The 25,839-nt window shown below is 69.3% G+C and carries 27 protein-coding genes and 1 riboswitch; of the genes, 13 read left to right on the top strand and 14 right to left on the bottom strand.

Going from position 1 to position 25,839, the window contains the following annotated elements; genetic code table 11:
• Positions 1–260: 260 nt before the first annotated feature.
• Genes CGZ93_RS00640 through CGZ93_RS00650 form a run of 3 tightly spaced genes read left to right on the top strand, consistent with a single transcriptional unit; the run spans position 261 to position 3,247 of the window.
• Positions 261–605: a ubiquitin family protein gene (locus CGZ93_RS00640; RefSeq protein WP_094362218.1), complete on the top strand. Its 345-nt coding sequence runs from the start codon at positions 261–263 to the stop codon at positions 603–605.
• Between the two features lies 1 nt (position 606).
• Positions 607–2,328: a hypothetical protein gene (locus CGZ93_RS00645; protein WP_094362219.1), complete on the top strand. Its 1,722-nt coding sequence runs from the start codon at positions 607–609 to the stop codon at positions 2,326–2,328.
• Between the two features lie 55 nt (positions 2,329–2,383).
• A complete protein-coding gene (locus tag CGZ93_RS00650; RefSeq protein ID WP_094362220.1) occupies positions 2,384–3,247 on the top strand; it encodes an Fpg/Nei family DNA glycosylase in 864 nt (287 codons plus the stop codon).
• A 67-nt stretch (positions 3,248–3,314) separates the two neighbouring features.
• Here CGZ93_RS00650 and CGZ93_RS00655 read toward each other — a convergent pair whose 3' ends face one another.
• The 3 genes from CGZ93_RS00655 to CGZ93_RS18640 all read right to left on the bottom strand — a co-directional run bounded on the left by CGZ93_RS00655 (position 3,315) and on the right by CGZ93_RS18640 (position 5,706).
• A complete protein-coding gene (locus tag CGZ93_RS00655) occupies positions 3,315–4,007 on the bottom strand; it encodes an EcsC family protein (RefSeq protein WP_094362221.1) in 693 nt (230 codons plus the stop codon).
• A gap of 147 nt (positions 4,008–4,154) precedes the next feature.
• Positions 4,155–5,513, bottom strand: a complete 1,359-nt coding sequence (locus tag CGZ93_RS00660; protein ID WP_094362222.1) for a cryptochrome/photolyase family protein — start codon at positions 5,511–5,513, stop codon at positions 4,155–4,157.
• A 19-nt stretch (positions 5,514–5,532) separates the two neighbouring features.
• A complete protein-coding gene (locus CGZ93_RS18640) occupies positions 5,533–5,706 on the bottom strand; it encodes a hypothetical protein (RefSeq protein ID WP_171196394.1) in 174 nt (57 codons plus the stop codon).
• Positions 5,707–5,783: 77 nt separating this feature from the next.
• Between CGZ93_RS18640 and CGZ93_RS00665 the strand changes: the two genes are divergently transcribed.
• On the top strand, positions 5,784–6,620 hold the full coding sequence (locus tag CGZ93_RS00665) for a MerR family transcriptional regulator (RefSeq protein ID WP_141211019.1): 837 nt from the start codon (positions 5,784–5,786) through the stop codon (positions 6,618–6,620).
• 48 nt (positions 6,621–6,668) lie between these two features.
• Here the strand turns inward: CGZ93_RS00665 and CGZ93_RS00670 are convergent, their stop codons facing one another.
• Positions 6,669–7,751, bottom strand: coding sequence for an NAD(P)H-binding protein (locus CGZ93_RS00670; protein ID WP_094362561.1), 1,083 nt, complete (start codon positions 7,749–7,751; stop codon positions 6,669–6,671).
• A gap of 156 nt (positions 7,752–7,907) precedes the next feature.
• Between CGZ93_RS00670 and aat the strand changes: the two genes are divergently transcribed.
• Positions 7,908–8,573, top strand: coding sequence for a leucyl/phenylalanyl-tRNA--protein transferase (aat, locus tag CGZ93_RS00675; protein ID WP_094362224.1), 666 nt, complete (start codon positions 7,908–7,910; stop codon positions 8,571–8,573).
• Here the strand turns inward: aat and CGZ93_RS00680 are convergent.
• Positions 8,567–9,340 (bottom strand): DUF6882 domain-containing protein, encoded by a 774-nt coding sequence (locus CGZ93_RS00680; protein ID WP_094362225.1) that lies wholly within the window; start codon positions 9,338–9,340, stop codon positions 8,567–8,569. The two genes, aat and CGZ93_RS00680, sit on opposite strands and share 7 nt — an antisense overlap.
• Before the next feature lie 48 nt (positions 9,341–9,388).
• Positions 9,389–10,279, bottom strand: coding sequence for a polyphosphate kinase 2 (gene ppk2 / locus CGZ93_RS00685; protein ID WP_094362226.1), 891 nt, complete (start codon positions 10,277–10,279; stop codon positions 9,389–9,391).
• Positions 10,280–10,320: 41 nt separating this feature from the next.
• Here ppk2 and CGZ93_RS00690 point away from each other — a divergent pair, with 41 nt between their 5' ends.
• Positions 10,321–11,127, top strand: coding sequence for an inositol monophosphatase family protein (locus CGZ93_RS00690; RefSeq protein ID WP_094362227.1), 807 nt, complete (start codon positions 10,321–10,323; stop codon positions 11,125–11,127).
• Between the two features lie 113 nt (positions 11,128–11,240).
• Positions 11,241–11,696 carry a hypothetical protein gene (locus CGZ93_RS00695; RefSeq protein ID WP_141211020.1) on the top strand — a complete coding sequence of 152 codons (456 nt, stop codon included), beginning with the start codon at positions 11,241–11,243 and terminating at the stop codon, positions 11,694–11,696.
• On the opposite strand, the gene CGZ93_RS00700 is transcribed toward CGZ93_RS00695, so the two are convergent.
• Both CGZ93_RS00700 and CGZ93_RS00705 read right to left on the bottom strand, forming a co-directional pair.
• On the bottom strand, positions 11,673–12,380 hold the full coding sequence (locus tag CGZ93_RS00700; protein WP_176451576.1) for a sigma-70 family RNA polymerase sigma factor: 708 nt from the start codon (positions 12,378–12,380) through the stop codon (positions 11,673–11,675). The two genes, CGZ93_RS00695 and CGZ93_RS00700, sit on opposite strands and share 24 nt — an antisense overlap.
• A 195-nt stretch (positions 12,381–12,575) precedes the next feature.
• A complete protein-coding gene (locus CGZ93_RS00705; protein WP_094362230.1) occupies positions 12,576–13,346 on the bottom strand; it encodes a GAF and ANTAR domain-containing protein in 771 nt (256 codons plus the stop codon).
• A 373-nt stretch (positions 13,347–13,719) separates the two neighbouring features.
• Between CGZ93_RS00705 and CGZ93_RS00710 the strand changes: the two genes are divergently transcribed.
• A complete protein-coding gene (locus CGZ93_RS00710) occupies positions 13,720–15,345 on the top strand; it encodes a carboxylesterase/lipase family protein (RefSeq protein WP_229117100.1) in 1,626 nt (541 codons plus the stop codon).
• Between the two features lie 101 nt (positions 15,346–15,446).
• Here the strand turns inward: CGZ93_RS00710 and thiM are convergent, their stop codons facing one another.
• The 3 genes from thiM to thiC all read right to left on the bottom strand — a co-directional run bounded on the left by thiM (position 15,447) and on the right by thiC (position 19,319).
• Positions 15,447–16,229, bottom strand: coding sequence for a hydroxyethylthiazole kinase (gene thiM, locus CGZ93_RS00715; RefSeq protein WP_094362232.1), 783 nt, complete (start codon positions 16,227–16,229; stop codon positions 15,447–15,449).
• Positions 16,222–17,577, bottom strand: a complete 1,356-nt coding sequence (locus CGZ93_RS00720; protein ID WP_229117101.1) for an MFS transporter — start codon at positions 17,575–17,577, stop codon at positions 16,222–16,224. The genes thiM and CGZ93_RS00720 overlap by 8 nt, the downstream gene beginning before the upstream one ends.
• A 2-nt stretch (positions 17,578–17,579) precedes the next feature.
• Complete coding sequence (gene thiC, locus CGZ93_RS00725) at positions 17,580–19,319, bottom strand: phosphomethylpyrimidine synthase ThiC (protein WP_094362233.1); 1,740 nt, start codon at positions 19,317–19,319, stop codon at positions 17,580–17,582.
• Positions 19,316–19,424, bottom strand: a riboswitch (TPP riboswitch). Its footprint overlaps the gene before it by 4 nt.
• 99 nt (positions 19,425–19,523) lie before the next feature.
• Here thiC and thiD point away from each other — a divergent pair.
• From thiD to CGZ93_RS00740, 4 genes are read left to right on the top strand one after another with little or no spacing between them, the layout of a single operon-like run.
• Positions 19,524–20,354: a bifunctional hydroxymethylpyrimidine kinase/phosphomethylpyrimidine kinase gene (thiD, locus tag CGZ93_RS00730; RefSeq protein ID WP_094362234.1), complete on the top strand. Its 831-nt coding sequence runs from the start codon at positions 19,524–19,526 to the stop codon at positions 20,352–20,354.
• A complete protein-coding gene (locus CGZ93_RS19960) occupies positions 20,351–20,569 on the top strand; it encodes an NAD(P)-binding protein (protein WP_407643909.1) in 219 nt (72 codons plus the stop codon). Before thiD ends, CGZ93_RS19960 begins: the two co-directional genes overlap by 4 nt.
• Positions 20,466–20,942 (top strand): NAD(P)/FAD-dependent oxidoreductase, encoded by a 477-nt coding sequence (locus CGZ93_RS19965; RefSeq protein WP_407643910.1) that lies wholly within the window; start codon positions 20,466–20,468, stop codon positions 20,940–20,942. Before CGZ93_RS19960 ends, CGZ93_RS19965 begins: the two co-directional genes overlap by 104 nt.
• A complete protein-coding gene (locus CGZ93_RS00740) occupies positions 20,825–21,103 on the top strand; it encodes a hypothetical protein (RefSeq protein ID WP_176451577.1) in 279 nt (92 codons plus the stop codon). The genes CGZ93_RS19965 and CGZ93_RS00740 overlap by 118 nt, the downstream gene beginning before the upstream one ends.
• Here the strand turns inward: CGZ93_RS00740 and CGZ93_RS00745 are convergent.
• Both CGZ93_RS00745 and CGZ93_RS00755 read right to left on the bottom strand, forming a co-directional pair.
• On the bottom strand, positions 21,100–22,398 hold the full coding sequence (locus CGZ93_RS00745) for a restriction endonuclease (protein ID WP_094362236.1): 1,299 nt from the start codon (positions 22,396–22,398) through the stop codon (positions 21,100–21,102). The genes CGZ93_RS00740 and CGZ93_RS00745 overlap by 4 nt on opposite strands.
• 351 nt (positions 22,399–22,749) lie before the next feature.
• On the bottom strand, positions 22,750–23,757 hold the full coding sequence (locus CGZ93_RS00755; protein WP_094362237.1) for a patatin-like phospholipase family protein: 1,008 nt from the start codon (positions 23,755–23,757) through the stop codon (positions 22,750–22,752).
• 59 nt (positions 23,758–23,816) lie between these two features.
• Between CGZ93_RS00755 and CGZ93_RS00760 the strand changes: the two genes are divergently transcribed.
• On the top strand, positions 23,817–25,235 hold the full coding sequence (locus tag CGZ93_RS00760) for an amidase (protein ID WP_094362238.1): 1,419 nt from the start codon (positions 23,817–23,819) through the stop codon (positions 25,233–25,235).
• Positions 25,236–25,244: 9 nt separating this feature from the next.
• Here CGZ93_RS00760 and CGZ93_RS00765 read toward each other — a convergent pair whose 3' ends face one another.
• Positions 25,245–25,778 (bottom strand): YbaK/EbsC family protein, encoded by a 534-nt coding sequence (locus tag CGZ93_RS00765; RefSeq protein WP_094362239.1) that lies wholly within the window; start codon positions 25,776–25,778, stop codon positions 25,245–25,247.
• Positions 25,779–25,839 lie beyond the last annotated feature (61 nt).

Here is a 25,839-nt window from a genome sequence, read left to right on the forward strand (position 1 = left end):
CACGCTCGGGGCGCGATCCGCAAGGGTCGCGCCCTTTGGCGTTCCTCGGCCCTGCTTCGTTTCCGGTACGCCGATCGGCGGCCCGGGCGCGTGGCACAGTGGAGGAAAGTTCCACCCCGATCGCCTTCGAAGTGCGGAACCGATTTGGAAGGATTGGGGTCGGAGGACGTGTTGACCCGAGTTGGGTCGGTTGCCAACCCGAGACCAGGAGAAGAACCGTGTTGCCGGTAGCGGACGGTGGCGGGGGATCCCGCCCACACGTGACGAGCAGGATCACAGTCGACCCCGGGCAGATCCGGGAGTTCTCGAAGTTTCTCGACGAGATGACCCGCGAGATCGGGTCCATCCGCAAGCAGGTCCACGACTACACCCCGAGCGGCACCGAAAAGGTGCACTTCGGCGAGTTCACCAAATCGGCCCAGGCCGCCAAGCGGCACCACGACAGCGTCGCCGCCGGACACGACCGCGCCAAGCGGTTGCACGACCGCTCCGACGAGATCACCGAGGCGACCCGGCGGCTGGCCGGGCAGTATGACGACCTCGAGGAACTGAACGGCGCCACCGCGGCCCAGGTCACCGACGAGCTGAACAGGAAGAGGGCCTGAGATGCGGATGATGACCGACGGGGGCGGTTCCTCCAGCAACTACGCGTTGAACACCCAGCGCGAGATCATGGCTATCATCGGCTCGCCGGACTCGACGGCGCTGGATCGCGCGGAGACGATGTGGCGGGACACCGCCGCCTCGGCCCGTGACATCCGCGGACTGATCCAGAAGCGGCTGAACGACCTGACCGGGGAGCACGGCTGGACCGGCCCGGGCGCGACGGCGTACCGCAACGCCATCAAGCGCGACCTGCTCGACCCGCTGGAGGCGTACGCCCAGCAGGCCCAGCAGAACGCGGACGCGCTCAAGCCGGTCAACCAGGCGATCTCCTCGGCGACCGGGGCTGCCCTGGTCAACGACATCCCCTGGGACCGGGACACCAACTGGCAGGTGAACCGCAAGGAGGTCGACCAGTCCCTGTGGGGCAAGGTCGACGAGTTCGTCACCGGCAAGGACGAGGACTTCGAGAAGGCCAAGTCGGAGGCCCCCTATCTGGTCGTGAACGGCCAGAAGCAGACCGTGGACACGGTCGATCACACGCACTGGGAGACGCTGCTGCAGATCTATCCGCAGCTGTCCCAGCGCACCCCGGTGTTCCAGGCGACCGACAACCAGGTCAGCCCGCAGGTGCACCGGTTCGACCAGCTGATGGAGGCGCTCACCCTCAACTCCGGCCAGGTCAGCACCGTCCGGGGACGCGCGGACGCGGTGGACACCCAGCTGGGCCAGTACGCCCCCGCGCACGACGGCGGCGACGATCCGGGCTCCCAGAAGCAGGGCGATCTGGGCAAGCTGCCCGGCAACCCGACCGATCCGGGCAAGCTGCCCGGCAACCCGACCGATCCGGGCAAGCTGCCCGGCAACCCGACCGATCGGGGCAAGCTGCCCGGCAACCCGACCGATCCGGGCACGAATCCCGGCAGCGGGCTGCCGAACGAGAACGGACCCGGCAACCCGACCGGTCCCACCCCCAACCTGCCGGACCCCAACCCGACCAACCCGCACCACCCGACCAACCCGCACCCGGGCTGGCCCGAGTCGCCGATCGCCAACGAGGGGCCGGGACAGCGCCCGACGCACCCGGACCCGAGCGTGATCCGTCCGGGCGGGCCCGACCCGATGCCCCCGGGCAGCCTGCGCGACCCAGCGGAGATCAGCAGCAACCTGCCCACCGGCACCGAGGCAGCCAGCCTGAACAACCCCGGTGCCGCGGCCGGGCTGAGCAACCTGGGCGCGGGGCCCGGTCTCGGCGGTCAGGGCATCAATTCCGGCTCCGGGATCGTGCCGCCGATGGCCCCGCCGATGGGGCCGATGGGTGCTCCGGGTTCGGGGGGCCCGGGGGCGATGGGCCGTCCGGGGCTGGGCGGGCTCGGGGCCGGCGCACCCGGGTCGGGCGGTCCCGGTGGCCCGGGTGTCGGCGGCAAGGGCGGACCCGGCGCGGGTGGACCCGGCACGGGTGGCAACCCGCTGGGTGGTCGCTCCGGCAACTCCTTCGGCATCGGGCCCAACGGCCGCGGCATGGTGAACCCCGGCTCGGTCGGGCCACTGGCCGGCCCCCACGGTTCGGGAGCACCGGGCTCCGGCTCCGGCCTGCCGGGCGCCCCGGGGATGCCGATGGGCAACCGCAAGAACGACAAGAAGGACTCCGAGGAGACGAAGAAATACAACTCCTGGCTGGAGGAGGACGAGGACGTCTGGCTGGACTCCCAGCCGCAACGCTGACCCTCGCTGGTCCCGCGCCGACCACCCGCAGCGACTCGCTCGTACACTTGGGCCCATGCCCGAGTTGCCCGAGGTCGAGTCGCTGCGGCGGTTTCTGACCGAGCGCTGCGTCGGCCGGGTGATCGCTCGGGTCGACCTCACCGCCTTCAGCGCGCTGAAGACGTTCACCACCCCGCTGGCCGCCCTGCACGGGTTGGAGGTGGAGCAGGTGGAACGGCACGGCAAGTTCATCTGCCTGGACGCCGGCGGGACGTGGCTCTGCTTCCACCTGGCCCGCGCCGGCTGGCTGCGCTGGCGTGATCAGGTGCCGACGGCACCGGCCCGGCCCGGCAAGGGGCCGCTGGCGCTGCGGCTGGTGCTCGACGACGGTTCGGGGTTCGAGCTGACCGAGGCGGGTACGCAGCGCAAGCTCGCGGTGCACGTGGTCAACGACCCCAGTGAGGTGGCCCAGATCGCCACTCTGGGACCGGAGCCGATGGCCGACGAGTTCACCCTGGAAGCGTTCGAGCAGATCCTCGCCGACTCCGGCCGGGCGCAACTCAAGGGCGTACTCAAGGATCAGCGGGTGATCGCCGGCATCGGCAACGCCTATTCCGACGAGATCCTGCACGCCGCCCGGCTGAGCCCGTTCAAACCCGCCAACGGGCTGAACCAGGAGGAACGGGAGCGGTTGTACGCCTGCCTGCGCCAGGAGCTGGCCGACGCGGTGCAGCGCGCCGCGGGGCTGGCCGCCAAGGACCTCAAGGGTGAGAAGAAGCTCGGGATGAAGGTGCACGGCCGTACCGGCCAACCGTGTCCGGTCTGCGGGGACACCGTCGCCCAGGTGTCATTCGCCGACTCCAGCCTGCAGTACTGCCCCACTTGTCAGACCGGCGGCAAACCGCTCGCCGATCGCCGGATGAGCAAGCTGCTCAAGTAGTTGCGGTGAGGGGCTCCGCCCCCCACGCCCCCGAAAGACACAAACAAGCGGAGCTACGCGCGCCCTTCTATTCGGCCGACGCAGGCTTCGCGCTTCGGCGGTCCACCAACTGGGTCTTGGCGTACCGGCCGACCTGCAGGGTGTCCCAGCCGTCGAAGGCGGCGCCGACGCCGCCGCCGAGCACCGGCACCCGCTTGGTCATCGCGACGACCATCCGCTTGCCGGTGATCCGGGTCAGCAGGTCGCCGGCCACCCGGTCGGTGATCTTGGTGTCCAGGCCGGCGTCATAGACCGGGGCGGTGGCGACCACGAGCGGGCTGGTGGGCAGGTCCGCGTCGCCGAGGATGCTGTCCAGGTTGTCCCCGACCAGGCACATCGCGATTGCGGTACGCACGCGCGGGTCGGTCACGTCATAGCCGCGCAGGTGCGCCACGGTCGCCACCATCCGGGCCTGCAGCACGGCGACCCCGGCGATGTTGGCGGGCAGCGAGACCAGCGAGGTGATCAGGCCCCCGATGTTGGTGACGAAGCCCTGGGCGCCGGCCAGCGCCACGTGCTGCTGGATCAGGATGTCGATCGCCTTGTCGGCGTTCTGGTGCTTGCCGAGCTGGCGACCGGCGGACTCGCGGGCCGGCGGCAGCTGTCCCATCCCGTCGATGGCGACCGCCATCACGCGGCGCAACACCTTGCCCGCGCCGTTGGGTCCGAATCCCCCCGCGGGGACGAGGCTGCCCAAGGTGTCCCTGACGTTGTTGGCCATGGCGTTCCTCTCTGTCAGCGTCGCATCCGTGTCGTACGCCTCTCCAGCGTACGCAAAGGCGGGTAACCGGCCACCCGGAGGATCCCCGATTCATCCCCCGCACCGCGCCGCTGAGAAGGCCGACAACCGTGGGCCGCCTCCGGGTGCTCAGCGCCCGCGAGCGGCCTGATACCGCGCCAGCGCCTCGCGACGTTCGGTTGCGTGGTCCACCATCGGTTCGGGGTAGCCGTGTCGGTAGCCGTCCGCGGCGTCCCACGGTTGGTGCGCGGCCGCCCCCGGCAGGTGGCGCAGCTCGGGCACGTAGCGGCGTACGTAGTCGCCGTCGGGGTCGAACCTGAGCCCCTGGCTGATCGGGTTGAACACCCGGAAGTAGGGGGCGGCATCGGTACCGGTGCCGGCCACCCACTGCCAGCCGTGGTTGTTGGACGCGACATCGCCGTCGATGAGGTGGTCCAGGAAGTGTCGGGCGCCCACTGGCCACCACTGGTGCAGGTCCTTGCACAGGAAGCTGGCGGTGAGCATGCGGGCCCGGTTGTGCATCCAGCCGCACTCCAGCAGCTGGCGCATTCCGGCATCCACGACGGGGAAGCCGGTGCGGCCCTCGCGCCAGCGCTGCAGCTTCTCCGCGTCCTGTTGGTACGCCATCGTAGACAACTCCGGGCGCAGGTCCTGCCACAGGCTGGCCGGCTGACGCCACAGCACGTCGGCGTAGAACTCCCGCCAGCACAGTTCGGCGGTGAACTTCTGGGCCCCCTTGCCGCGGCGCCCAGCCAGGTCGTGCAGCAGGGTGCGGGGGTGGATGGTGCCCAGCTTCAGGTGCGGTGACAGGCGGGAGGTGCCGTCCAGGTCGAAGCGGTTCTGGCCGGTCACGTAGTCAGCCAGGTCGTTTTCGAGAAACTCCTCCCAGCGCTGCAGCGCGGCCTGCTCACCAGCCGCCTGCAACGCTCCTGGATACCCGGCGGTCGCGGCGTCCAGCCATTGCCGAGCGTCGGGGTGCGACTCCAGCCGCCGCAGCCGCAGCCGCGGCGGATCCGCCGCGGGAGCTCGCCAGCCGTGGTCCTGCCAGGCCCGCTGGAACGGGGTGAACACCCGATAGCCGTCGCCCTGACGGTTCACCACGCGCGGTGGGGTGACGGCGTACGGGGAACCGGTCTCCACCCACGCCACTCCCCGCTGGCTGAGCTGGCGGCGTACCGCGGCGTCGCGCCGGCGACCGAACGGGGTGGTTTCGGCGGTCACGTGCACGGCTGAGGCCGATGCCTCCGCGGCGACCTCGGGCACCACCTGCCGCGGATCGCCGACCCGCAGCACCAGACGTCCCTCGTACGCCTCATCGCAGGCCCGGAGGGTGGCCGCCAGCCACGCCTGCCGGGCCGCGCCAGCACCGTTCAGCAGCACCGGGTCGAGCACGAACAGCGCCACCACGTCGGCCCCGTCAGCCGCCGCCCCGAGTGCGGGATGGTCGTGGCGGCGCAGGTCGCGGCGCAGCCAGAGCAGATTCGTCATCGCCGTCCCGGGCAGACGTTCACCGACGCGAGGGCCGGTCTCGGCGCGCGTCCTGCGCAGTCGTGTCGACATCCAGCCGCTGCTCGTCGTCGGCCACCTTGTCGGCCCGGCGAGCATCGAGCCGGAACACGAGCACTGCCCCTACGATGACGACGATGAGGACGATCACGCTGACAACGATCCAGGTGGTCACGGCGAGACCCCCTTTCCGATATTTGCACAAGATTGTATAAGTCAGCGTTCAACAGCGTACAGGTTGGGGGTGGGTGCGTGGAGGAGCGCATTGGTATCGGTGAACTGGCCGAACGAACTGGTCTGAGTGAAAGTGCGCTGCGCATGTGGGAGCACAGGCACGGGTTTCCGGTGCCGGTGCGAGGGTCGGCCACGGCTCATCGCCGCTACAGCTCCCACGACGTCGAGCTCGTGACACAGGTGCGAGATGCCAAGGCCGCGGGCCTCCCGCTGGGCGTGGCGATCGCCAATGTGGTGAACAGGCAACGTCGTGGATCGACGGAGTCGGTTTTTGGTGCGTTGCTGGACGAATTTCCCGGGCTGATGAGTTTCCGGGTGCCTCGGCCGGCCGCGGTCGATCTGTCGCGGGCCCTGGAGGACGAGTGCCTGGCTCGCGCCACCCGGCCCGTGGTGCTCGGCTCCTTCCAGCTGGGTGAGCGGTTTGCCGCGTCCTCACGTCGGTGGAGCGAGCTGGCGCGCACCGCGAGTTGGTGCGCGGTGGCGGCCGACTTCAGCCAGGGTGGCCATCCTTACCCGGAGAGCAAGGTGGCGTGGTGCGACCTCCCCGAGGATTCCCCGATGCGACGTGAATGGACGGTGGCCTGGTGGGACGGGGTGGGCGGCTCGATTCTGAACGGGTGGGAGGTCCCCGTCGAGCGCGGCGGCACGGCGCTCTACGAGTTGGTGGTCAGCACCCGGCTCGACGTGGTCGCAGCGGCCGCTCGCGTACTGGTTGGCGTGATGCGCGCACAGGGTGTCCGCATTCCGTCCACGGTCATCCAAGGGCTCGAGCAGCCTTTCGTGGCCAGCCCGGACTCGAGCATCAGCGACCGGATCCTGGCCAGGGCCGCCTCCCGCCTGGGGAAGAAACGCTGACTCACGTGTACGCCCGGGTTGCCAGGCGATCGGGCGCGACGAGCCGTCTCAGCGCCGCCTTCGCGAGGGGCCCAGATCGGGACCGGCTCCGGATTCGTCGCTGAATGCCGGCCGGTCACCGAAGACTGCAGACCGTGCAGCGTCGAGGGCACGAGCGAGCCTGGGTCGCTGATCCTCGTCTCCGCCGCCGGACCAGGCCGGGTCCTGGGGCAGTGGCCCCATGGGGTCGGCCTCCTCGGCCGGTACGCGCCGTTCCCTGAGGGAACGCCTGATCGCGGTCGCCAGGTCGAGCGGCTGATATTCCTCGGAGAGCAACTGGTGCAGACCGTCCTCGGAGCACACCATGTCGTGGGAAAGGCTCTCGACCAGCGCTTCCACGGTAGCTGGCGGTACGTCGGTCAGTCCCGCGATCAGCGACCCGACGAGTCGGCTGGGCAGCAGCGTCACCTGGAACTGGGGACGGATCAGATCCGCCTCGCGACTGTAGACATCGAGCAGGTCGGCGTACGCCATCCGGTCCGGGCCACCGATGTCGAAGTGGCGGGATGGGCCGGTGTAGTCCAAGGCGCTGACCAGTGCGGCCAGGACGTCGACCACGGCGATGGGCTGCACCTCGGAGTTCATCCAGGCGGGCACGAGCTGCACCGGCAGCCGCTCACTGACCTGTCGGATGATCTCGAACGACGTCGATCCCGAGCCCAGGATCACCGCGGCTCGCAGGGTGACCACCGTGGCCGAGGTGTCACTGAGGATCCGCTCCACTTCCAGTCGCGACGAGAGGTGCTCGGACAGCTCGCGCTCGGCGACGTCCGGGAGAACACCGGAAAGGTAGACGAGGCGGGAGACGCGGTGCTCGTCGACCGCGGTCGCCATGTTCTGGGCCACCTTCCGGTCGGCGTCTGCAAAGTCGGTACGCGCCATCCCGTGGATGAGGTAGTAGACGGCATCCATGTCCCGGCAAGCCGCCCGCACCGCTGCCGCGTCACGCCCGTCCATCTGCACCGTCTCGACCCGCTCACCCCACCACGGCAACTCCCGACCAGGGTGCGACGTGGTGGTGCGGACTTCGTGCCCGGCGGCGAGCAACTCCGGCACCAGCCGGCCCCCCACGTATCCGGTGGCACCAGTCACCAGGACCCTCATTCCCAATTCCCTTCCACACTGGCGCAACCGGCGACTCCCTTGACAATCTACACATACTTTTGCACAGCCTGTGGAAGTGTTCGACGTCGACTCGTCGCGCCTCCACCTTTCGGCACGCCCGGGCGTGGCTGGCACACTGGCCAGATGCTGATGTTCGGCTCCCCGGCGACCTGGCCCGGCTCGGACCTGGTCGGGCTGTCGGACGGGTTCGACGCCGCGACGGTGGTGACCGGTTGTCGCGAGGGCGTCTTCCCGATGCCGCTGAAAGGGGGGATGACCGGATGGTTCTCGCCGGTACAGCGCGGGATCCTGCCGCTGGACGGATTGCGGGTGACCCGCTCGCTGCGCAAATCGCTCAAGCGCTATCGGGTGAGCCACGACCGGGCGTTCGAGCAGGTGCTTGAGGGCTGCGCCGATCCGCGCCGCGACTCCGGCTGGATCGACGACGACATCCGCATCGTCTATGGCGATCTGCACCGTGCCGGGGTGGTCCACTCGGTGGAGGTGTGGGACGGCACCGACCGGCTCGTCGGCGGTCTCTACGGGGTCGGCATCGGCGGGCTGTTCGCCGGGGAGTCGATGTTTCACGACCCCGACCATGGCCGCGACGCGTCCAAGGTGGCGCTGGTGCACCTGGTACGCCTGCTCGCCGCCGACGGCGTACCCCGGCTGTTGGACGTGCAGTGGCAGACCGAGCACCTGGCCAGCCTGGGGGTGGTGGAGATCGACCGGAAGGATTATCTGGCTCGGCTCACCGAGGCGGTACGCCGGCCGGCGCCCGACTGGGCGGGTGGGCTGCCGGGTCAGTGACCCTGCGGACCCGGCCCCTGCTGCACACCGGGCCCCTGCGGCCCGAACTGGGCGTCGATCTGGCCGACCCGGCCCTGCTCGTCGAAGCCGACGCGGACGTTGCCCTCGGGGAAGCCGAGGTTCAGCGCCGTGAAGCCGGGTTCCCAGCCGTAGGGCAGATTGCGGGCCTGGGCGTACCCCTGCACCGCGCGTCGGTGATCGGTGATCCAGCCGGCCTGCAGGGTCGTCGTGAGGAACCGCGGGAAGGTGATGCCCGACGGCGGCGGCGGGCTGAAGCCGGCCGGGTCGACGAGCATCACCACGCGGGTGGAGCCGGTCGCCATCACCTGGGCGGTGGGGATGCCGATGATCCGGCAGGACACCGCCGCGATCCGGGTGGCCCAGCCGGCCAGTTCTTCATCGCCGCCCTGATCGGGGATGACGATCTCGCCGGTGGTCAGCTCGCGGATCCCGCGGGATTCGCCGAACTCCCTGACCCGGGTGGACATCTGGGCGGCCGGCGAGTCCGCGAAGGCGGGGTTGGCCCACGCCCACAGCGCCGAGCGGGGCGACTCGGCGACCGACCCGAGCAGATGGATCCGGGCCACCACCTCATCCCGCTTGTGCAGCTTCGGCAGATAGGTGATCTGCTGCTTCTCCAGATCGACCGCCGTCTGCCCCACACCTCCCCCGGTCTGGTCCTCCAACCAGGCGACGAACGCCTCATGATCCTCGACATAGACCAGGATCGAGTCGTCCATCACGTCCGCGAAGCTCAGCTCAGCCATGGTGGCGAGTCTACGGGCGGCGAGCGTCTGGCAGGACAGGCAAACGCCCTAATCCCCGACGGCTTCGCGACCGCGGCGGACGATCTTCGGGTCCGGTTTGCCGATCACCTGGTGGTTCTTGTCCGGATAGTCGAACTGCGACAGGTACGCCCGCATCGCCTCGAGCCGGGCGCGCTTCTTGTCGTTGGACTTGATCGTCGTCCACGGCGCCCAGTCGGTGTCGGTGCGCAGGAACATCTGCTCCTTGGCGTCGGTGTACGCCTCCCACTTGTCCAGCGACTCGAGGTCCATCGGCGACAGCTTCCAGCGGCGTACCGGGTCGATCTGGCGGATCGCGAACCGGGTGCGCTGCTCGGCCTGGGTGACGGAGAACCAGAACTTGGTCAGGTGGATGCCGGAGTTGACGATCATCTCCTCGAACACGGGCGCCTGGCGCATGAACTGCTCATACTCGTCGTTGGTGCAGAACCCCATCACCCGCTCCACCCCGGCCCGGTTGTACCAGGAGCGGTCGAACAGCACGAGCTCGCCGAAGGTCGGGAAGTTCTCGATGTAACGCTGGAAGTACCACTGCCCGCGCTCGCGGTCGTTCGGCTTGTTCAGCGCCACCACCCGCGCACCACGCGGGTTCAGGTGCTCGGTGAACCGCTTGATCGTGCCACCCTTGCCGGCGGCGTCGCGGCCCTCGAACACGATGATGTGGCGCAGGTCGTTGTCCTCCGACCAGTACTGCACCTTGAGCAGCTCGATCTGCAACAGATACTTGGTTTCCTCGTATTCGTCGCGATCCATCCGGCGCTCGTAGGGATAGTCCTCCTCCCACGTCTGCACGGCGTTGCCGCCCGGGTCGATCAGATCCGGATCCTCGTCCTTGCCGCCCCGCACGGTGTAGCCCTCTGCCCGCAGTCGATCGATGTACTCGCGGAGGTTCTGCATCATGCCCCGAAGCCTAGCTAGCAGGCCCGTGGCAGAGTCGAGGGGTGAGCGATGAGTTGCGGGACCTGGCCGTACGCCTGGCGACGACGGCCGCGGAGTCGGCGTACCGGAGTCGGCTGGAAGGCGTCGAGGTGGCCGACCTGAAGTCGAGCCCCACCGATGTGGTGACCGCCGCGGACCGGGCCACCGAGGCGTACCTGCGCGCGGAGCTGGCCCGGCTGCGACCCGCCGACGGGTTCTTCGGCGAGGAGGAAGGCCGCTCCGATTCGGGCGATCGCGGGTCCGGGCTGACCTGGGTGGTGGACCCGATCGACGGCACGGTCAACTACCTCTACCAACTGCCCGCCTGGGCCGTGTCGGTGGCGGTCGTCGAGGGACCGGTCGGCGCGGGCGGGCACACGCTCGCTGGTTGCGTCGCCGCCCCGGCCGCACACGAGGTGTACGCCGCAGCGGCCGACCAGGGCGCGACCCGTAACGGCCAACGGCTCCACCTCGAACCGAAGCACGATCTCGCCACCGCCCTGATCGGCACCGGATTCAGCTACAGCGCCGAGCGGCGCACCGAGCAGGCGGAGCTGGTGGCCCGGCTGATCGGGCAGGTCCGTGACATCAGGCGGATCGGCGCGGCCAGCCTGGACCTGTGCGCCGTGGCGGCCGGACGACTGGACGGCTACTACGAATCGGGACTGCACCCGTGGGATCACGCGGCCGGCTCCCTGGTCGTCCGCGAAGCGGGCGGCACGGTCGGCGGCGGTCCCCACGGAGAGCATGAGGACGCGACCTTCCTGTTGGCCGCGAACGCGGGGCTCTACCCGCCGCTGAGCGCCGCCGTGGGGGCCGCCGGGGCGTGATCGCGGCATCAGGTATCACCCTCCCGAGTGGGGGGTAACTCACGGTCATCACCCCCCTGGCTGAGGAGTAGACACCTGTGATCGGGCCGCCCGGCGCGTCGCGCGTACTGCTGATGGATGACACCCCCCTGCCGTTGTCGCGGGAGGGGGTCGCCGATGTGCTGGCGCTCTTTCCCCGCGGCACCCACCGGGTGACCGGTGGGACGCTGGCCGCCAGGTTGGACGAACTCGGCCACACCAAGGCCCGGGCGGCCCGGGCCCTGGATCAGGAACTGCGGCTGACGGTCGGAGCCATGACGGAGATGCCGCTGCGTGTCCGGGGTCGGCTCAGTTGGTTGCTGGAGCAGGCACCGGACGGCAGCGAACTGGACGCGGACACCTGGCGCCACCTGTTCGGCACGCTGCGGCACTCCGACTATGCCGAGTGGTTGCTCTTCCTCGCCGCCGAGTGCCCGGCGCCGCTGCTGGTGCGCAACTGTCTGGCCGCCCGCCCCGAGGGTGAACTGGTGCTGAGCGAGCGATGGGACAGTTCGGCTTGCTCCGGTTCAGCCGGCACGATGCTGGGTTGACCCCTCCGGCTCGAGCAGGATCCGCAGACGGTTCAGCAACTTGGTCAGCAGTCGCGACACCTGCACCTGGCTGACACCGAGCTCGGCACCGATGTCGGCCTGGCTGCGCTCCTCGATGAACCTCATCCGGAACAGGGCGGCGTCCCGGTCGGACAGCCCGGCGAGCACCCGGCGCAGGTGGGCCCGGTCGAGCACCCGCTCGTACTGGTCCTCGTGGGCGGCCACCTGGAGCAGTTCCTCCGGACCGCTAGGGGCCGCCGAGTACGCCCGGCGGCTCAGATTCGCGTCGCGCACCCGGCCCGGAGTGATCCCGAGGACCTCGGCCACCTCGTCGTCCGTGGCCGAGCGGCCGAGTTGTTGCCCGAGGTGGAGGCGTTCCCGGGAGACCTCACCCTGCAGTTCCTGCAGGGCCCGCGGGGGGCGTACCAACCACTCGTGGTCACGGAAGTGGCGCTTGACCTCACCGACGATCGTCGGGACCGCGTACGCCGTGAAACCGGCCGGAGATCCGGGACGATAGCCGCGCACAGCCTTCACCAGGCCCAGCCGGGCCACCTGGAGCAGGTCGTCATGGTCCACGCCACGCCCACGATAGCGCCGGGCGATGGACTCGGCGAGCGGGAGTGCGGCGACGACAGCGGCCTCGCGGTCGGCCTGGGAGGGGCCGTGTTCCGACTCCGCCAACAAGTCATCCATCGCCACGTTGAGTTGATCGCGGACAGCAACACGAGTTGGGAGCGATGACATCGCAGGTCCCCTCTGAGAACAGCAGCTCATACGGGGCACCACTGTTGGACCACGCCTATACCTCAAGGGAAGCACACCCCCCGTGAGTTAACAAGGAAGGTCCGGCTTAGGCCGGCGCGGCCCGCTACCGGGTCATCTGTCCGGGTCGGCCAGGGCGACGACTCTGCCGGTGCCGTTGACGGGGCGCCCGCGCTCGGTCGCCAACTCCTCGGCGATGTCGCGCAGCTTCACGTTCAGGTGATTGGACGCCCGGCGCAGGATCGCGAACGCCTGCTGCTCGTCCACGCCGTGCCGCTCCATCAGGATGCCCTTGGCCTGACCGATCACGTCGCGGGAGGTGATCGCCTCCCGGAGCCGGTCCGCCGTGGCTCGCGCCTCCGCCAGGCGCACCCCCATCCCCGCGATGCCGGCGATCAGCACGGCCTGGTCGCGGTCACCGTCGGTGAACGCATAAGGGGTGAAGGAATAGAGGTTGAGCGCTCCGGGTGGGCTGTCGGGGCGCGCCGGGTCGGGGTGTCCGCAAAGTCCGGCAGCCAGCAGCGCCCCGATCCCGAGGTCGGCGACCTGGGGGCCGAACACCGGCCAATGACCGTTCTGGGCCAGATCGCCCGCACCAGAAGTCGGGGCCGAGGTGGCGGCCACCTCGATGCAGGGGCCCTGCTGGGTCTTGTACTGGAGTTCGTCGGCCCGTTCGACCCACGCGTCGGAGGCGACCATCGTGTAGGGCTTCATGTCGTCACCGAAGATGGTGATGCTGGCCCCGTCGACCCGTTCCAGCAGCCGGACGGTGAAACGGACCACTCGAGACAGCACCTCGACCGTGGTCGGTTCGCCCGCCATCAACTCCGACAGCAGCGCCGACACCGGGATGTCGCCAGACATGTCCGGGTGATGATCCGCCATTCGCCCCCCTTCCCCGGCGACCGGGTGCTGTCCCGGGCGCCCCAGTCCCAACCTGCCTCGCCAAGGAGACAAGCTACCTCACCGTAAATGGGTTTCCGGTCCGGCTCACTCCGCTTCACCCGGGGGTCGGTCGCTTGAAACGAGCGGGGATTGGGGACCCGCGGGCGTGTTCGTCGGTGGACTGGGCCGACACCCGCGGGCCGGTGGCTCGTGTGGATTCGCCACGCAGTCCAACCCCCGGTCGGGGGTGTGGACGCCTCAGCGGCGAGCCACCTCACAAGTCCGTTGATCATTCATCGGTCGGACCACCTCCTTTCCTGCGTGCGGTCAACGCTAGGTCGATCGCGGCTCGGCGACAAGGGGTTTTCCGCCGGTGGCAGACTCGGCCGTGGAGCAGGCGCTGTCGGAGCGAGGAGCGGGAGTGATGCGGGCACTGGAGATCCAGACCCCTGACGGGTGGTTGCGCGGCGTCGCCGGCGACGAGGTGGCGCACTGGCGTGGCGTACCGTTCGCCGCTGCGCCGGTGGGCGAGTTCCGCTGGCGCGCCCCGCAGCCGGTCCAACCGTGGCAGGGTTTCCGCGAGGCCGACCGGTTCGGGCCGATCTGCGCGCAGCCTCGCTCGGCCGGGCTCGGCAGCGGCGCGCAGCGGCGTACGCCCCAGTCCGAGGACTGCCTCACCCTGAACATCACCGCACCGGCGGAGCCGAGCGCTGATTCCCTGCCGGTGATGGTTTTCATCCACGGGGGCGCGTTCGTCAACGGTGCCGGATCGGATCCGGCCTACGACGGATCACAGCTGGTCCGCCGCGGTCAGGTCGTCTACGTCTCGCTCAACTATCGGCTCGGGGCGCTGGGCTGGATGCACTTTGACGAGTACGCCACCGCGCAGCGTCCGATCGAGTCCAATCTGGGGCTGCGGGACCAGCTGGCGGCGATGGAGTGGGTCCAGCGGAACATCTCCTTGTTCGGCGGGGATCCCAACCGGGTGACGGTTTTCGGCGAATCCGCCGGAGCCATCTCGATCACCACCCTGCTCTCGTGCCCGCGGGCGGAGGGATTGTTCGCCGGCGCGATCGCGCAGAGTTCCGCGCCTCGGGTGGTGCCGCACCTTGAGCAGGCGCACCGGTGGGCGCGGGAGTTTCTCGGCTATCTGGTGGCGAACCCCGACGACGGGGACGAGGTGCGGGCCCTGCTGGAGGAGGTCACCCCGGCCGAGCTGAGCCTGGCGCTCTCCCGATTGTCGGCGGCCGGGTTGCGCGACGAGCCGTCGGCGATTCCGGTGGTGCCGGTGGTGGACGGCGACCTGGTTCCGCGGCTTCCGGTGCCAGCGATCGCTGACGGGGAAGGGATTCCGGTACCGCTGGTGATCGGCACCTGCGACCGGGAGGGGACGTTGTTCTCGCACTTCTCCCCCACCCACCCGAGCCTGAAACCGACCTGGAAGCAGATGGTCACCAAAGCGCACTCGTTCGTCGACCAGGTGGGGGATCCCGACGACGCGGAGGGGGACGAGACCCCGCCGGCGACCCAGCTGCGCGAGATCTATCCGGGCTATCCGAAGCGGGGCGCGCTGGCCGACCTGGCCGGGGACGGCGCGTTCTGGTATCCCTCGGTCGAGGTGATGGAGGCGCACAGCTGCCATGCCCCCACTTTCGCCTACCGCTATGACTATGCGCCGCGACTGATGAACATGATGGGCGTGAACGCCACCCACGGCGGGGAATTGCTGCCCGTGTTCGGAATCTATGACAACGAGATCGGCCGGTTCATGACCGCGCTCGGCGGCCGCGGGCACTACGAGGGGCTGACCGCGACCATGCAGGACCAGTGGTTGCACTTCGCCCACCACCAGCGCCCGATGGACGACTGGCCGCCGTACCGGCTCGAGGATCGCTGCACGATGATCTTCGACCGCGACCCTCGCGTCGAATCCGACCCCCGCTCCGACCGCCGCCTGGCCTGGCAAGCCGTCACCGGCCACCTCCCCACCGCTGACTGAGCCCCAAACCCTGGCTGAGCCTGTCGAAGCCACCCCCCACGCCGGCTGAGCATGTCGAAGCCACCCCCACGCCGGCTGAGCGAGTCAGAGCCGAGCCGACCTCACCGCAACCCGACCCGCTCATCCACGGAATCCGGCTCCAGCAACGCCAACTGGTCGAGCAACGCGATCTTGAAGCTCCCCGGACCCCGGCTCAGTTCCGCTGCGTCCTCCGCCGCCAGGGTGAGCCAGCTGATGGCGGCGAGCGTCGCCGGCCACGGTTCGGCGACGGCCAGGCAGGCGGCCAGCAGTCCGCCCAGCGCGCACCCCGTCCCGGTGACTCGGGCCAACGACGGGTGTCCGCGGTCCAGCATCCCGGTGCGCGAACCGTCGGTCACCAGATCCTGTTCACCGGTGACCGCGACCAGCGAGCCGTGCCGCTGCGCGAGCGCGTCCGCGGCCTGGGACGCGTCGGCGACGGTGTCGGTGGCGTCGGGCCCTGATCCGCCGGCACGCCCCCCGGCCAGGGCGAGCACCTCCGAGGCGTTCCCCTTCACCACCGTGGGCCGCAACTCGAGCAGCTGCCGAGCCAACGGCGTACGCACCGGCGCCAGCCCGACGGCCACCGGATCCAACACCCACGGGAGTCCCCGTTCGACCGCAACTCCCGCCGCGGCAGGGATCCCGGCCGCCCCGTCGTCACTCAGCGAACCGAGGTTGATCAGCATCGCGTCGGCCGCCGTGGCCAGGGTGGGCGCCTCGGCCTCGGTCTCGGTCATCATCGGCCGCGCACCGGCGGCGAGCAGCGCGTCGGCGACGAAGTTCATCGTCACGGCCGCGGTGAGGCAGTGCACCAGCGGGCGACGTTCCCGAACGGCGGCGACCACCTCGCTCAACTCACCCATCGCGCAGCTCCCGCGCCGAGACGGCCGGGCCCAGCCCGCCGCTGACCGCCACCAGCAATCCCCCGAGCACGATCAGCGCCATCACCGCGCTCTGGTGGCCGAGCACCCCCTCAAGGGTCGGCAGATAGAACGGATAGAGCGCCGGGATCACGATCGACAGGCTATAGGCGGTGCCATATCCGGTGGAGCGCACCGGCGCCGGGAACGCCTCGGACAGGTAGGCCCCGATCGGACCGTAGCCGCACACGGTCAGCACCTGCACCAGCACCGCGCCCGCGGCGATCGGCAGCAGCGTGTGCTGGCCCAGCGTCCACAGCCACACCAGCGGGGCACCGACCACGGACAGGATTCCCCACAACACAAAGAATCGTCGCCTGCCGGTCAGGGTGGACAGGTGCCCGGTGAGGCCCATGACCGCCGCCTGTCCGACCGCGGCGATCCCCATCACCGTCGACGCGGCGGTGGCGCCGATCCCGGTGTCTGGGCCGACCCGCCCGGCCAGCACGATCACCGTCATCTGGGTCAGGAACCACAGTCCGGTCATCAGCGCGAACAGTCGCCAGAAGTGCCCGGCGTACGCCCCGAACATCACCGCCCGCAACCCACGTTCCCCACCGTCACCCAGTGGGTCGGGCCTGCGCCCCGGAGCGGAGCAATGACCGACGTGTCGAGGGGAACCCCCACCCATCTCGAGGGCGTCCCGCACCCGCCGGTAGTAGAGCAGCATCCCGAGCGACCCCAGCGCGCCGGCGACGAAGGCGAGCCGCCAGCCCCAGTCGGCGTACGCCTGCGGCCCGAGGCCCACCAGCAGCCCCGCCGTGGCGAAGGCGATGCTCGCCTGGGCCCAGGGCGCCATCGACATGATCAGGCCCGAGACCAGTCCCCTCTGCGAGGGGCGCGACCACTCCATCGCCAGGGGGATCGCGGCGCTGTACTCCCCCGCGATGAACACCCCGCCGAGGAACCGCAGCAACAGGATGCCTGCGATCGAAAAGCCGCCGATCATTTGGTGGGTTGGCATTGCGGCGATTCCGAGCGCGCACGCGGCGGTGCCGGCGATGGCGATCCGGGTGGTCCGGGTACGCCCCAGCCGGTCCGCGATCGGGCCGAACACCATGCCCCCGATCGGGCGGCCGATCAGCATCGCCATCACCACCAACGCCCCGGTGCCGGCTGCCGCGTGCGGGCCGGCGACGGTCTTCAGCGCCGGGGCGAGCGCCACCAGCGGCAGGAAGATGTGCAACTGGTCGACGTAGTTCCCGACCACCCCGCCGCGCAGGGCGGCCCGCCCGGCCGGGGGCAGCACCGCGGGTCGCACCGCGGCACCGGCCCCTCCGGCCTGGCTCACGGTCACCGTTCGGCCTGGGTGCCGGCGACCTCCGGCTCGAGGTAGACCCGCTTGCCGAGCTCGACGAACTGCCGGGACTTCTGCGCCATGCCGGCCTCGCGCTCCACCTCGTCCATCCGGTCGGAATAGGCATCGCGGATGTCCTGGCTGATCCGCATCGAGCAGAACTTGGGGCCGCACATGGAGCAGAAGTGGGCGGTCTTGGCCGGCTCCGCGGGCAGCGTCTCGTCGTGGTAGGCCATCGCAGTCTCCGGATCGAGGGAGAGGGCGAACTGGTCGTGCCAGCGGAACTCGAAGCGGGCCTTCGACATCGCGTCGTCGCGCACCCGGGCTCCGGGGTGCCGCTTGGCCACGTCCGCTGCGTGGGCGGCGATCTTGTAGGTGATCACACCGGTCTTCACGTCGTCGCGGTTCGGCAGGCCGAGGTGTTCCTTCGGGGTGACATAGCACAGCATCGCCGTGCCGTGCTGGGCGATCACCGCGGCGCCAATCGCCGAGGTGATGTGGTCATAGCCCGGTGCGATGTCGGTGACCAGCGGGCCGAGGGTATAGAAGGGGGCGCCGTGGCACCACTCCTGCTGCAGGCGCACGTTCTCCTCGACCAGGTCGAGCGGGACGTGTCCCGGTCCCTCGACCATCACCTGCACGTCGTACGCCCACGCCCGCTCGGTCAGCTCGGCGAGGGTGCGCAACTCCGACAGCTGGGCCTCGTCGTTGGCGTCGGCGACCGATCCGGGACGCAGACCGTCGCCGAGTGAGAACGCGACGTCATATCTGGCGAAGATCTCGCACAGCTCGTCGAAGTTCTCGTACAGGAACGATTCGCGGTGATGCGCGAGGCACCAGCCGGCCATGATCGATCCGCCGCGGGAGACGATCCCGGTGACCCGGTTGGCGGTCATCGGCACATACCGCAGCAGCACCCCGGCGTGGATCGTCATGTAGTCGACACCCTGCTCCGCCTGCTCGATCACGGTGTCGCGGAAGATCTCCCAGGTCAGCTGGTCGGCCTCCCCGTTCACCTTCTCCAGCGCCTGATAGATGGGCACCGTGCCGATCGGCACCGGGGAGTTGCGCAGGATCCATTCACGGGTGGTGTGGATGTCGTCACCGGTGGAGAGATCCATCACCGTGTCCGCACCCCAGCGGGTGGCCCAGGTGAGCTTCTCCACCTCCTCGGCGATCGAGGAGGTGACCGCGGAGTTGCCGATGTTCGCGTTCACCTTGGTCAGGAACCGCCGACCGATGATCATCGGTTCCGATTCGGGGTGGTTCACGTTGGCCGGGATGATCGCGCGACCGGCGGCCACCTCGCTGCGGACCAGCTCGACGTCGACGTTCTCGCGCAGCGCCACGAACCGCATCTCCGGGGTGATCGTGCCCTCGCGGGCATAGCGCATCTGGGTGACGGTACGCCCGGCCCGGGCGCGCAGCGGGGCCCGCTGTTCGCCCTGCCACGCCTCGGACGCCTCGCCCCGGCGGACCGCGCTGCGACCGTCGTCGGCCAGGTTGCGCTCGCGGCCGGCGTACTCCTCGACGTCGCCGCGGGCCGCGATCCACTCGGCGCGGCGCGGCGGCAATCCCTTGGTGGGTTCACTTCCGGGTCCTGCGGTGCGATATACGTGCACGTCGGGGTTGACTGTGCCGTCCGGCGAGTCGGCCAGCGAGATGGCCGTCACGGGGACGCGCAGGTCGTCGGTATCGAGGTGGTGCAGGTGGTGCTGGGGATGGATCTCACGCATGAGACGTCCTCACTTCCTTCGCCGGCATGACCCGGACAGGTTCGACGGTCCGGGCGGCGTCAGCCCGATCTCAGCCCCCTGCCGGAGGCACCCGTGTGGGTTTCGCCCACCCTAGCGCGCGCTCGCCGGCCCCACTGCCACGGGTCGGCCAACGGTGCGTTCCAAACTCGGGACAGCCGACCCGGAAACCTCTACTCTTCCGACATGGCCCGCCCACCCGTGTCGTTGAGCATCGCCGGCAGTGACCCCAGTGGTGGCGCCGGTATCCAGGCCGACCTGAAAACCTTCGCCCGGCTGGGGGCCTACGGGACGGCGGTGCTCACCGCGCTCACCGCCCAGAACACGCGCGGGGTGACCGGTTTGCACGTGGTGCCGGCCGGGTTCGTGGCCGAGCAGTTGCAGACCCTGCTGGCGGATGTGCGCGTGGACGCGGTCAAGCTGGGCATGTTGGCCAACGCCGAGATCGTGGCGGTGGTGCGGGAATTCTTGGCCTCGGAGCCGCTCGCGTCGGCAGACTCTGTGCTGGACCCGGTGATGGTCGCCACGAGCGGGGACCGGTTGCTGGACGACGCCGCGGTGGGAGCGATCCGGGAGCTGGTGCCGCTGGCCGCGGTGATCACCCCCAACGTCGCCGAGGCGGCGGTGCTGCTGGATCGATCGGAGGCGGTCGACGTCGCGGAACTGGTGGCGCAGGCCAGCGACCTGCGTGGCGCGTTGGGCGCCCAGCGGGTGCTGCTGAAGGGTGGCCACCTGGGCGGACCACAGGCGATCGACGTGTGGGCCGACGATTCGGGCGTACGCCAGCTCGCGGCGACGCGCGTTGAGACGCGGAACACGCACGGCACCGGCTGCACCCTGTCGTCGGCGCTGGCCGCACTGCGGCCCCAGCGTGACGACTGGTGGCACACGGTGCGGGATGCGAAGCGGTGGCTGACGGCGGCGCTGTCGACGGCCGATCGGCTGGAGGTCGGTGGGGGCCACGGCCCGGTCGACCACTTCGCCCCTTTCCCCACTGCAGCAGGAGAATCCGAGTGAGCACGATCGTCATCGGAGCCGGGCCGGGCGGACTTGCCGCGGCGGCCGCTTTGAAGCTGCGCGGGGAGGAGGTGGTGGCGCTGGAGCGCGCCCACTCGGTCGGTTCCACCTGTGCACGCGTCGACCTATCGCAACGGGTCGGCGTACGCCGGAAAACGTGTCCTGGTGGTGGGAATGGGCAACACTGGCGCCGAGATCGCCACCGACCTGCATGAGCACGGCGCGTCCCGGGTGTGGATCTCGGTGCGCACCTCGCCGTGGATCCTGGCCCGCGACCAGGGCCCGGTGGTGACCGCGAACCTGCTCGGGATCGTGGTGCGCCACCTCCCGGTACGCCTGGTCGACGCGATCGGTTCGTTCCTCTGGCGGATCGAGGGTCCGGACCTGCGCGCCTACGGGCTGCCCCGGCCGGCCGGTGGGCTCTATTCGGGGGTTATGCAGGGTACGATCCCGTGCAGGATGTCGGGATCGTGCGGAACATCAGGCGGCGTGAGGATGGTGGCACGGTGGTGCTCGAGAGCGGCCGCCGACTGGAGCCGGACGTGGTCCTCGTCGCCTGCGGGTACGCCACCGCCCTGGAGGAGTTGATCGGCGACCTCGACGTGCTGGATGCTGGCGGCCACCCGCGCTCGGTTGGGGGTACGCCGGCCCGCCCCGGCCTCTATTTCACCGGCTTCACCAACCCGATCTCCGGGATGTTCCGCGAGCTGCGGTTGGACGCCGAAGCGATCGCGCGGTCCTTTGGTTAGGCCGAGTTTGATCGTTCAGAGGCTCCACGGTTCACGTGGCGTGTTTCAACCTCGATGTTGGCCGTCGGTGTGACCATGTCGGCCCGCACGGTCGCCTCTTCCAGGGGCCCGCTGTAGTTGGTCGTCAGGTAGCCGCGCAGTTCCTGGCTGCTCCTAACACCCATCCCGCTGAGGACCTCGATGATGTCGCGTCCCGACAGAATCACAATCGGGTGCCCATCCTCACGCACTTCTTTGTATACCTGCTCGGCGACGTGCGCCGTTGTAATCATAACTCCGAAATCTCGATGCTTCAGTCGAGAGATCAGCCGACTCATGTCTTTGACTCCGACGGAGTTGCGCCCCGGGGCGTAGCACTTGGCTTCGAGGGCAAACTCGATCCGTACTGGGTCCGCCCGGGGCCCGACGAGGTACTGGCCAACACCGTCACGTCCGCCATCACGGCTTGGACGAGTCACATCGACGCTATCGACGTTACGGTCAGCGTGGAGCCAGATCTGCGCGGCCAAGTGCTCGAAGGCAACTGGCCTTGTTGCAAAGTGCTCATGGATAATCTTCAGGAGTTCCAAACCCTGGCCACCTGGCGGGTACTGGTCATCCCGGTCACGGATTTTCGCAGTGCGCTTCGCCTCGAGTGCATCATAGACGCGACCGCGCACCCACCGCTTCCATGCTTTGGGCGCGTGAGGCCCGAGGGGGTTGCCTGCCCTGACCTCGTCGATCCACTCGCGCGAAACCGGATCGACGTTCAAGACAGTGAAGTGTGCACGGTAATTCTGGAATCGCAGCTCCCGAGTTGTACGCCAGACGGCGACGAGTTCCTCTTCCGCGGTCAGCCGCGAAGACCCAGGAGCAAGCAATCCTCGGAACAAGACATTTCTGCCATCCGCAGTCTTCTGGAACAGCAAGAAGGGTGGCACCTTGACTCGATCTTCAGGGCCTCCGTGAGTGAGCTCAAAAACCTGGCGCAAGAGAAGATTCCCTTTGCGAGGTGTGTCGTGGAGTCCTGAGCCGGGCTTCTTGTTGTCGCCGTAATAGGTAAAGTCCCCGGTGACCGGGTCAATGGAATCGGGCCAATCCGTGTCCTCGCCAGAGGTGTAGAGGACGACCAGCTTTACGCCCTGTCCCCGGATGCTGCCAATGGAGCGGAATCCACCCATGTTGCCCACCCCGGGTATGAGCTTGGAAATGGGGTCATCCCCTGCATTGCCAGCGCTGCCGCCCGAATAGACCTGATCGATCCGCAGGATCGCCCCGCGAAGGCTGTCGAAGGACACCGGGGTACTCGTGGTCATGCCCACGATGCTAAAGGACGCGGAAATCGGCGAGCAGGCAACCGATCAAGAATTGAGTCGTCACGCCCGAGCCGCTACCGCGAGACCCCCAGGTTGTCTTGCAGGATCTTGATTAGTTCTTGGGCGTTGCGCCGATCAAGTTGCAGGGTTTGGCTGACCCCTTTCTTTCTGGAGACCCGAGTGTCCGACCCGTAGGTGCTCAACTGGAGAAGCCGAGTTCCGTCGGGTGCGATCACAACCTGCTAGCCACAATCCACTTCCGTTGGATGACTGCGACTGTCCCTCTTGTCAGGGTGGAAACGATTCCCGCGTGCCATGTGGCCAGGCTAGAGCAGCCGAATACGCCTGTGCTCAATTTCTCGTGTTGACTTTTTCATCGGGGTCGTTCCCACCCAACCACTTCATCGCCGCGGCACGGCCTCGGCGTACGAGGTCTTCCTGGGCGTCGCGGCTGAGGGAGAAGTCGGTGGAGCGTACGTCACCGCTGTCGACGAAGATGGTCCGGGCGATGGTGTCGGGGTCGTCGATGTGCCGGGCGTCGATGCCGTTCATCATCGTGTCCACCAGCGCCATCCCGATCTCCAGCGCGTTGTTCACCGGCTCCACCGCCCGCACCCCCTCACGCGCGGACAGGCGTACCCCGATCGTCGGCCACCTGGCCTGCGAACGCACCGGCTGGTCAAAGATGGTGATCGGATAGTTCGACAGGATGCCGCCATCGACCAGGCTCACCGTGCCTCGCGGCGTCCGGAACCTGGCCGGCTCGAAGAAGAACGGGATCGCCGCCGACGCCCGCACCGCCTGGGCCACCGACAGCTCGTCCGGGTCCAGCCCATATCCCGCACAGTCCCACGGGAACAGCGTCATCCGCCGCCGGGACAGGTCGCTGGCGACCACCACCAGCGCATACTCCTGCTCCGGCGGCAACGCCGACCCCTGGTCCACCCGCCGCAGGTCACCGAACGTCTGCACCCCGAGATCCGACAGCACTCCCGACAACCAGTCGACCAGATAGTCGCCCTCATAGAGCCCACCCTCGAACGCCAGCGAGAACACGTCGGCCACCGAGTGCAGCGGACCCATTGCCCTCCCCACCGCACCCGAATCCCGGAACCGCCGAAGGTCAAGCGTGGCAGCGATTTCGCGTACCGCGGCCGCCGACTCCCCAGCCAACTGCAGGGCCGCCACGAGCGCGGCAGTCAGCGCACCCGACGACGTGCCCGCGATCCGCTCGAACCGATATCCACGCTCGGTCAGCACTTCCAGCACCCCGCCGAAGGCGACCCCGCGTACGCCGCCGCCCTCCATCACCAGGTCGGCACGATTCAGCGGCACCTGCCCGCTCCCGGTTTCAGTCACGGGTGACAACCTAACGGCAGCCCCTGTCAGCAATCGCGACCCCGCGCTACGGTCGAACCATGGAGCTCTGCTTCCTGTCGGCCACCGAACTGGCCCGCGCCCTCGCCGCCCGGGAGCTGTCCGCCCGGGAGGTCACCGCCGCCCACCTGGAGCAGATCGAACGGGTCAACCCCGCCGTCAACGCGGTGGTGACCCTGGTCGCCGAACGGGCACTGGACGCGGCGACACGCGCCGACGAGCATGCCGCCCACGCCGACCAACTGCCACCACTGCACGGCATCCCGATGCTGCACAAGGACACCCACGACACCGCCGGCATCCGCACCACCAGTGGGTCGCCGCTGCTCGCCGACAACGTGCCGGACACCGACGACCTGGTGATCGAACGGCTGCACGCTGCCGGCGCGATCACCCTCGGTAAGACCAACACCCCCGAGTTCGCCGCCGGCTCCCACACGTTCAACCCCGTGTTCGGCCTGACCCGCAATCCCTATGACACCAGCAGATCCGCGGGCGGCAGCTCCGGCGGCGCGGCGGTCGCTCTGGCCACCGGGATGACCCCACTCGCCGACGGCAGCGACATGGGCGGATCGCTGCGCAACCCGGCCGCGTTCTGCAACGTGGTGGGCCTTCGTCCCAGCCCGGGGCGGGTTCCGCAGTGGCCGGACCCGTTCGCGCAATACACCTTGGCGACCGCCGGCCCGATGGCGCGCAGCGTGGACGACGTCGCGCTGCTGCTGTCGGTGCTGGCCGGACCCGACCCGCGGGCCCCCGGATCGCTCACCGACCCGGGAGCGGCCTTCGCCACCGTCCCCGAACTCGACCCGAGCACCCTGCGGGTGGCCGTCGCCGCCGACTTCGGGGGCACCCTGCCGGTCGACCCGCAGATCGTCTCCGCAGTGGAAGGGGCCGCGGAAACGCTGGCCGGGTTGGGCGCGCGGGTGGAGCAGACGATGCCGGACCTGAGCGACGCCAACGACGTCTTCGGCGTACGCCGCGGGTGGCAGTTCGCCGCGAAACTGGGCCCGGTCGTCGACGCCGACCCCGACCAGGTGAAGCAGTCCATCCGCGACAACGTGGCCCTCGGACGCCGGCTGACCGTCGCCGACCTGACCCGCGCCGTGGAGCGCGGCGAGCAGCTCTATCAACGCGTGCGGGATTTCTTCGACAACCACGACGTGCTGCTGGTGCCGACCACCCAGGTGCTGCCGTTCGACGGTGCCGATGAATACCCCACCGAGATCAACGGCCGGCCGATGGACGGCTATCTGGAGTGGATGCGCTCCTGCAGCGACATCACCGCCACCGGCATGCCCGCGATCAGCGTTCCGGCCGGCTTCAGCAGCGAGGGCTGGCCGATCGGCGTACAACTGGTCGCCGGGCCACGGGCCGACCGCCAGCTCCTCGGCATCGCGAAACTGTTCGAACAGGCCACCGGGTATGCCCAGCGTCGACCGCCGCTGCTGACCGCCGACTGACCCGGCGCGTCAGCCCTGCGCAAGCTCCAGCACCTCCGCAGCGGGCAGCTTCGCCAGCTCGGCCCCGCGGATGGCGAGCTTCGACCCGCGTACGCCGCCGCCGATCACCACCCAACCCGCCTCGGCCACCCGCCGGTCCACCAGCACCGGCCAGTCCGCCGGCAACCCGACCGGGGTGATCCCGCCATATTCCATCCGGGTGAGGCTGGTCGCCGTTTCCATGCCGGCGAAGGAGATCTTGCGCACGTCGAGGTGCTTGCGCACGGTCTTGTTCACATCGGCCCGGTCGGTGGCGAGCACCATGCACGCCGCCATCCGCGTCGTCTCACCGCGGCGTCCCTCGACCACCACGCAGTTGGCCGACTCGGCCAGCTCGACCCCGTACGCCTCGCAGAACGCCGCGGTGTCGGCCAGCTCGGCGTCGATCGGCGCCACCAGGCACTCGACCCCGAGCGCGGCCAGGGCGTCGGCCGTGGGCGCGGCCACGAGCTCGGGGTGGTCGACCGCGGGCCGCCAGTCCAGGGTTCCGGGAGCTTCACTCATCGGGCCAATGTAGCCCGCCCACCGAGCCGTGCCCGCCGGCACCCGCGCCGAGGCGTACGAT

This window comes from Enemella dayhoffiae (assembly GCF_002250625.1).
Taxonomy (GTDB): Bacteria; Actinomycetota; Actinomycetes; order Propionibacteriales; family Propionibacteriaceae; genus Enemella; species Enemella dayhoffiae.

Coding starts and splice junctions, on each gene's coding strand:
- CGZ93_RS00645 (WP_094362219.1), top strand. CDS start 607: ATGCGGATGATGACCGACGGGGGCGGTTCCTCCAGCAACTACGCGTTG.
- CGZ93_RS00650 (WP_094362220.1), top strand. CDS start 2,384: ATGCCCGAGTTGCCCGAGGTCGAGTCGCTGCGGCGGTTTCTGACCGAG.
- CGZ93_RS00655 (WP_094362221.1), bottom strand. CDS start 4,007: ATGGCCAACAACGTCAGGGACACCTTGGGCAGCCTCGTCCCCGCGGGG.
- CGZ93_RS00660 (WP_094362222.1), bottom strand. CDS start 5,513: ATGACGAATCTGCTCTGGCTGCGCCGCGACCTGCGCCGCCACGACCAT.
- aat (WP_094362224.1), top strand. CDS start 7,908: ATGCTGATGTTCGGCTCCCCGGCGACCTGGCCCGGCTCGGACCTGGTC.
- CGZ93_RS00680 (WP_094362225.1), bottom strand. CDS start 9,340: ATGGCTGAGCTGAGCTTCGCGGACGTGATGGACGACTCGATCCTGGTC.
- ppk2 (WP_094362226.1), bottom strand. CDS start 10,279: ATGATGCAGAACCTCCGCGAGTACATCGATCGACTGCGGGCAGAGGGC.
- CGZ93_RS00695 (WP_141211020.1), top strand. CDS start 11,241: ATGGATGACACCCCCCTGCCGTTGTCGCGGGAGGGGGTCGCCGATGTG.
- CGZ93_RS00705 (WP_094362230.1), bottom strand. CDS start 13,346: ATGGCGGATCATCACCCGGACATGTCTGGCGACATCCCGGTGTCGGCG.
- thiM (WP_094362232.1), bottom strand. CDS start 16,229: ATGGGTGAGTTGAGCGAGGTGGTCGCCGCCGTTCGGGAACGTCGCCCG.
- thiC (WP_094362233.1), bottom strand. CDS start 19,319: ATGCGTGAGATCCATCCCCAGCACCACCTGCACCACCTCGATACCGAC.
- thiD (WP_094362234.1), top strand. CDS start 19,524: ATGGCCCGCCCACCCGTGTCGTTGAGCATCGCCGGCAGTGACCCCAGT.
- CGZ93_RS00745 (WP_094362236.1), bottom strand. CDS start 22,398: ATGACCACGAGTACCCCGGTGTCCTTCGACAGCCTTCGCGGGGCGATC.
- CGZ93_RS00760 (WP_094362238.1), top strand. CDS start 23,817: ATGGAGCTCTGCTTCCTGTCGGCCACCGAACTGGCCCGCGCCCTCGCC.
- CGZ93_RS00765 (WP_094362239.1), bottom strand. CDS start 25,778: ATGAGTGAAGCTCCCGGAACCCTGGACTGGCGGCCCGCGGTCGACCAC.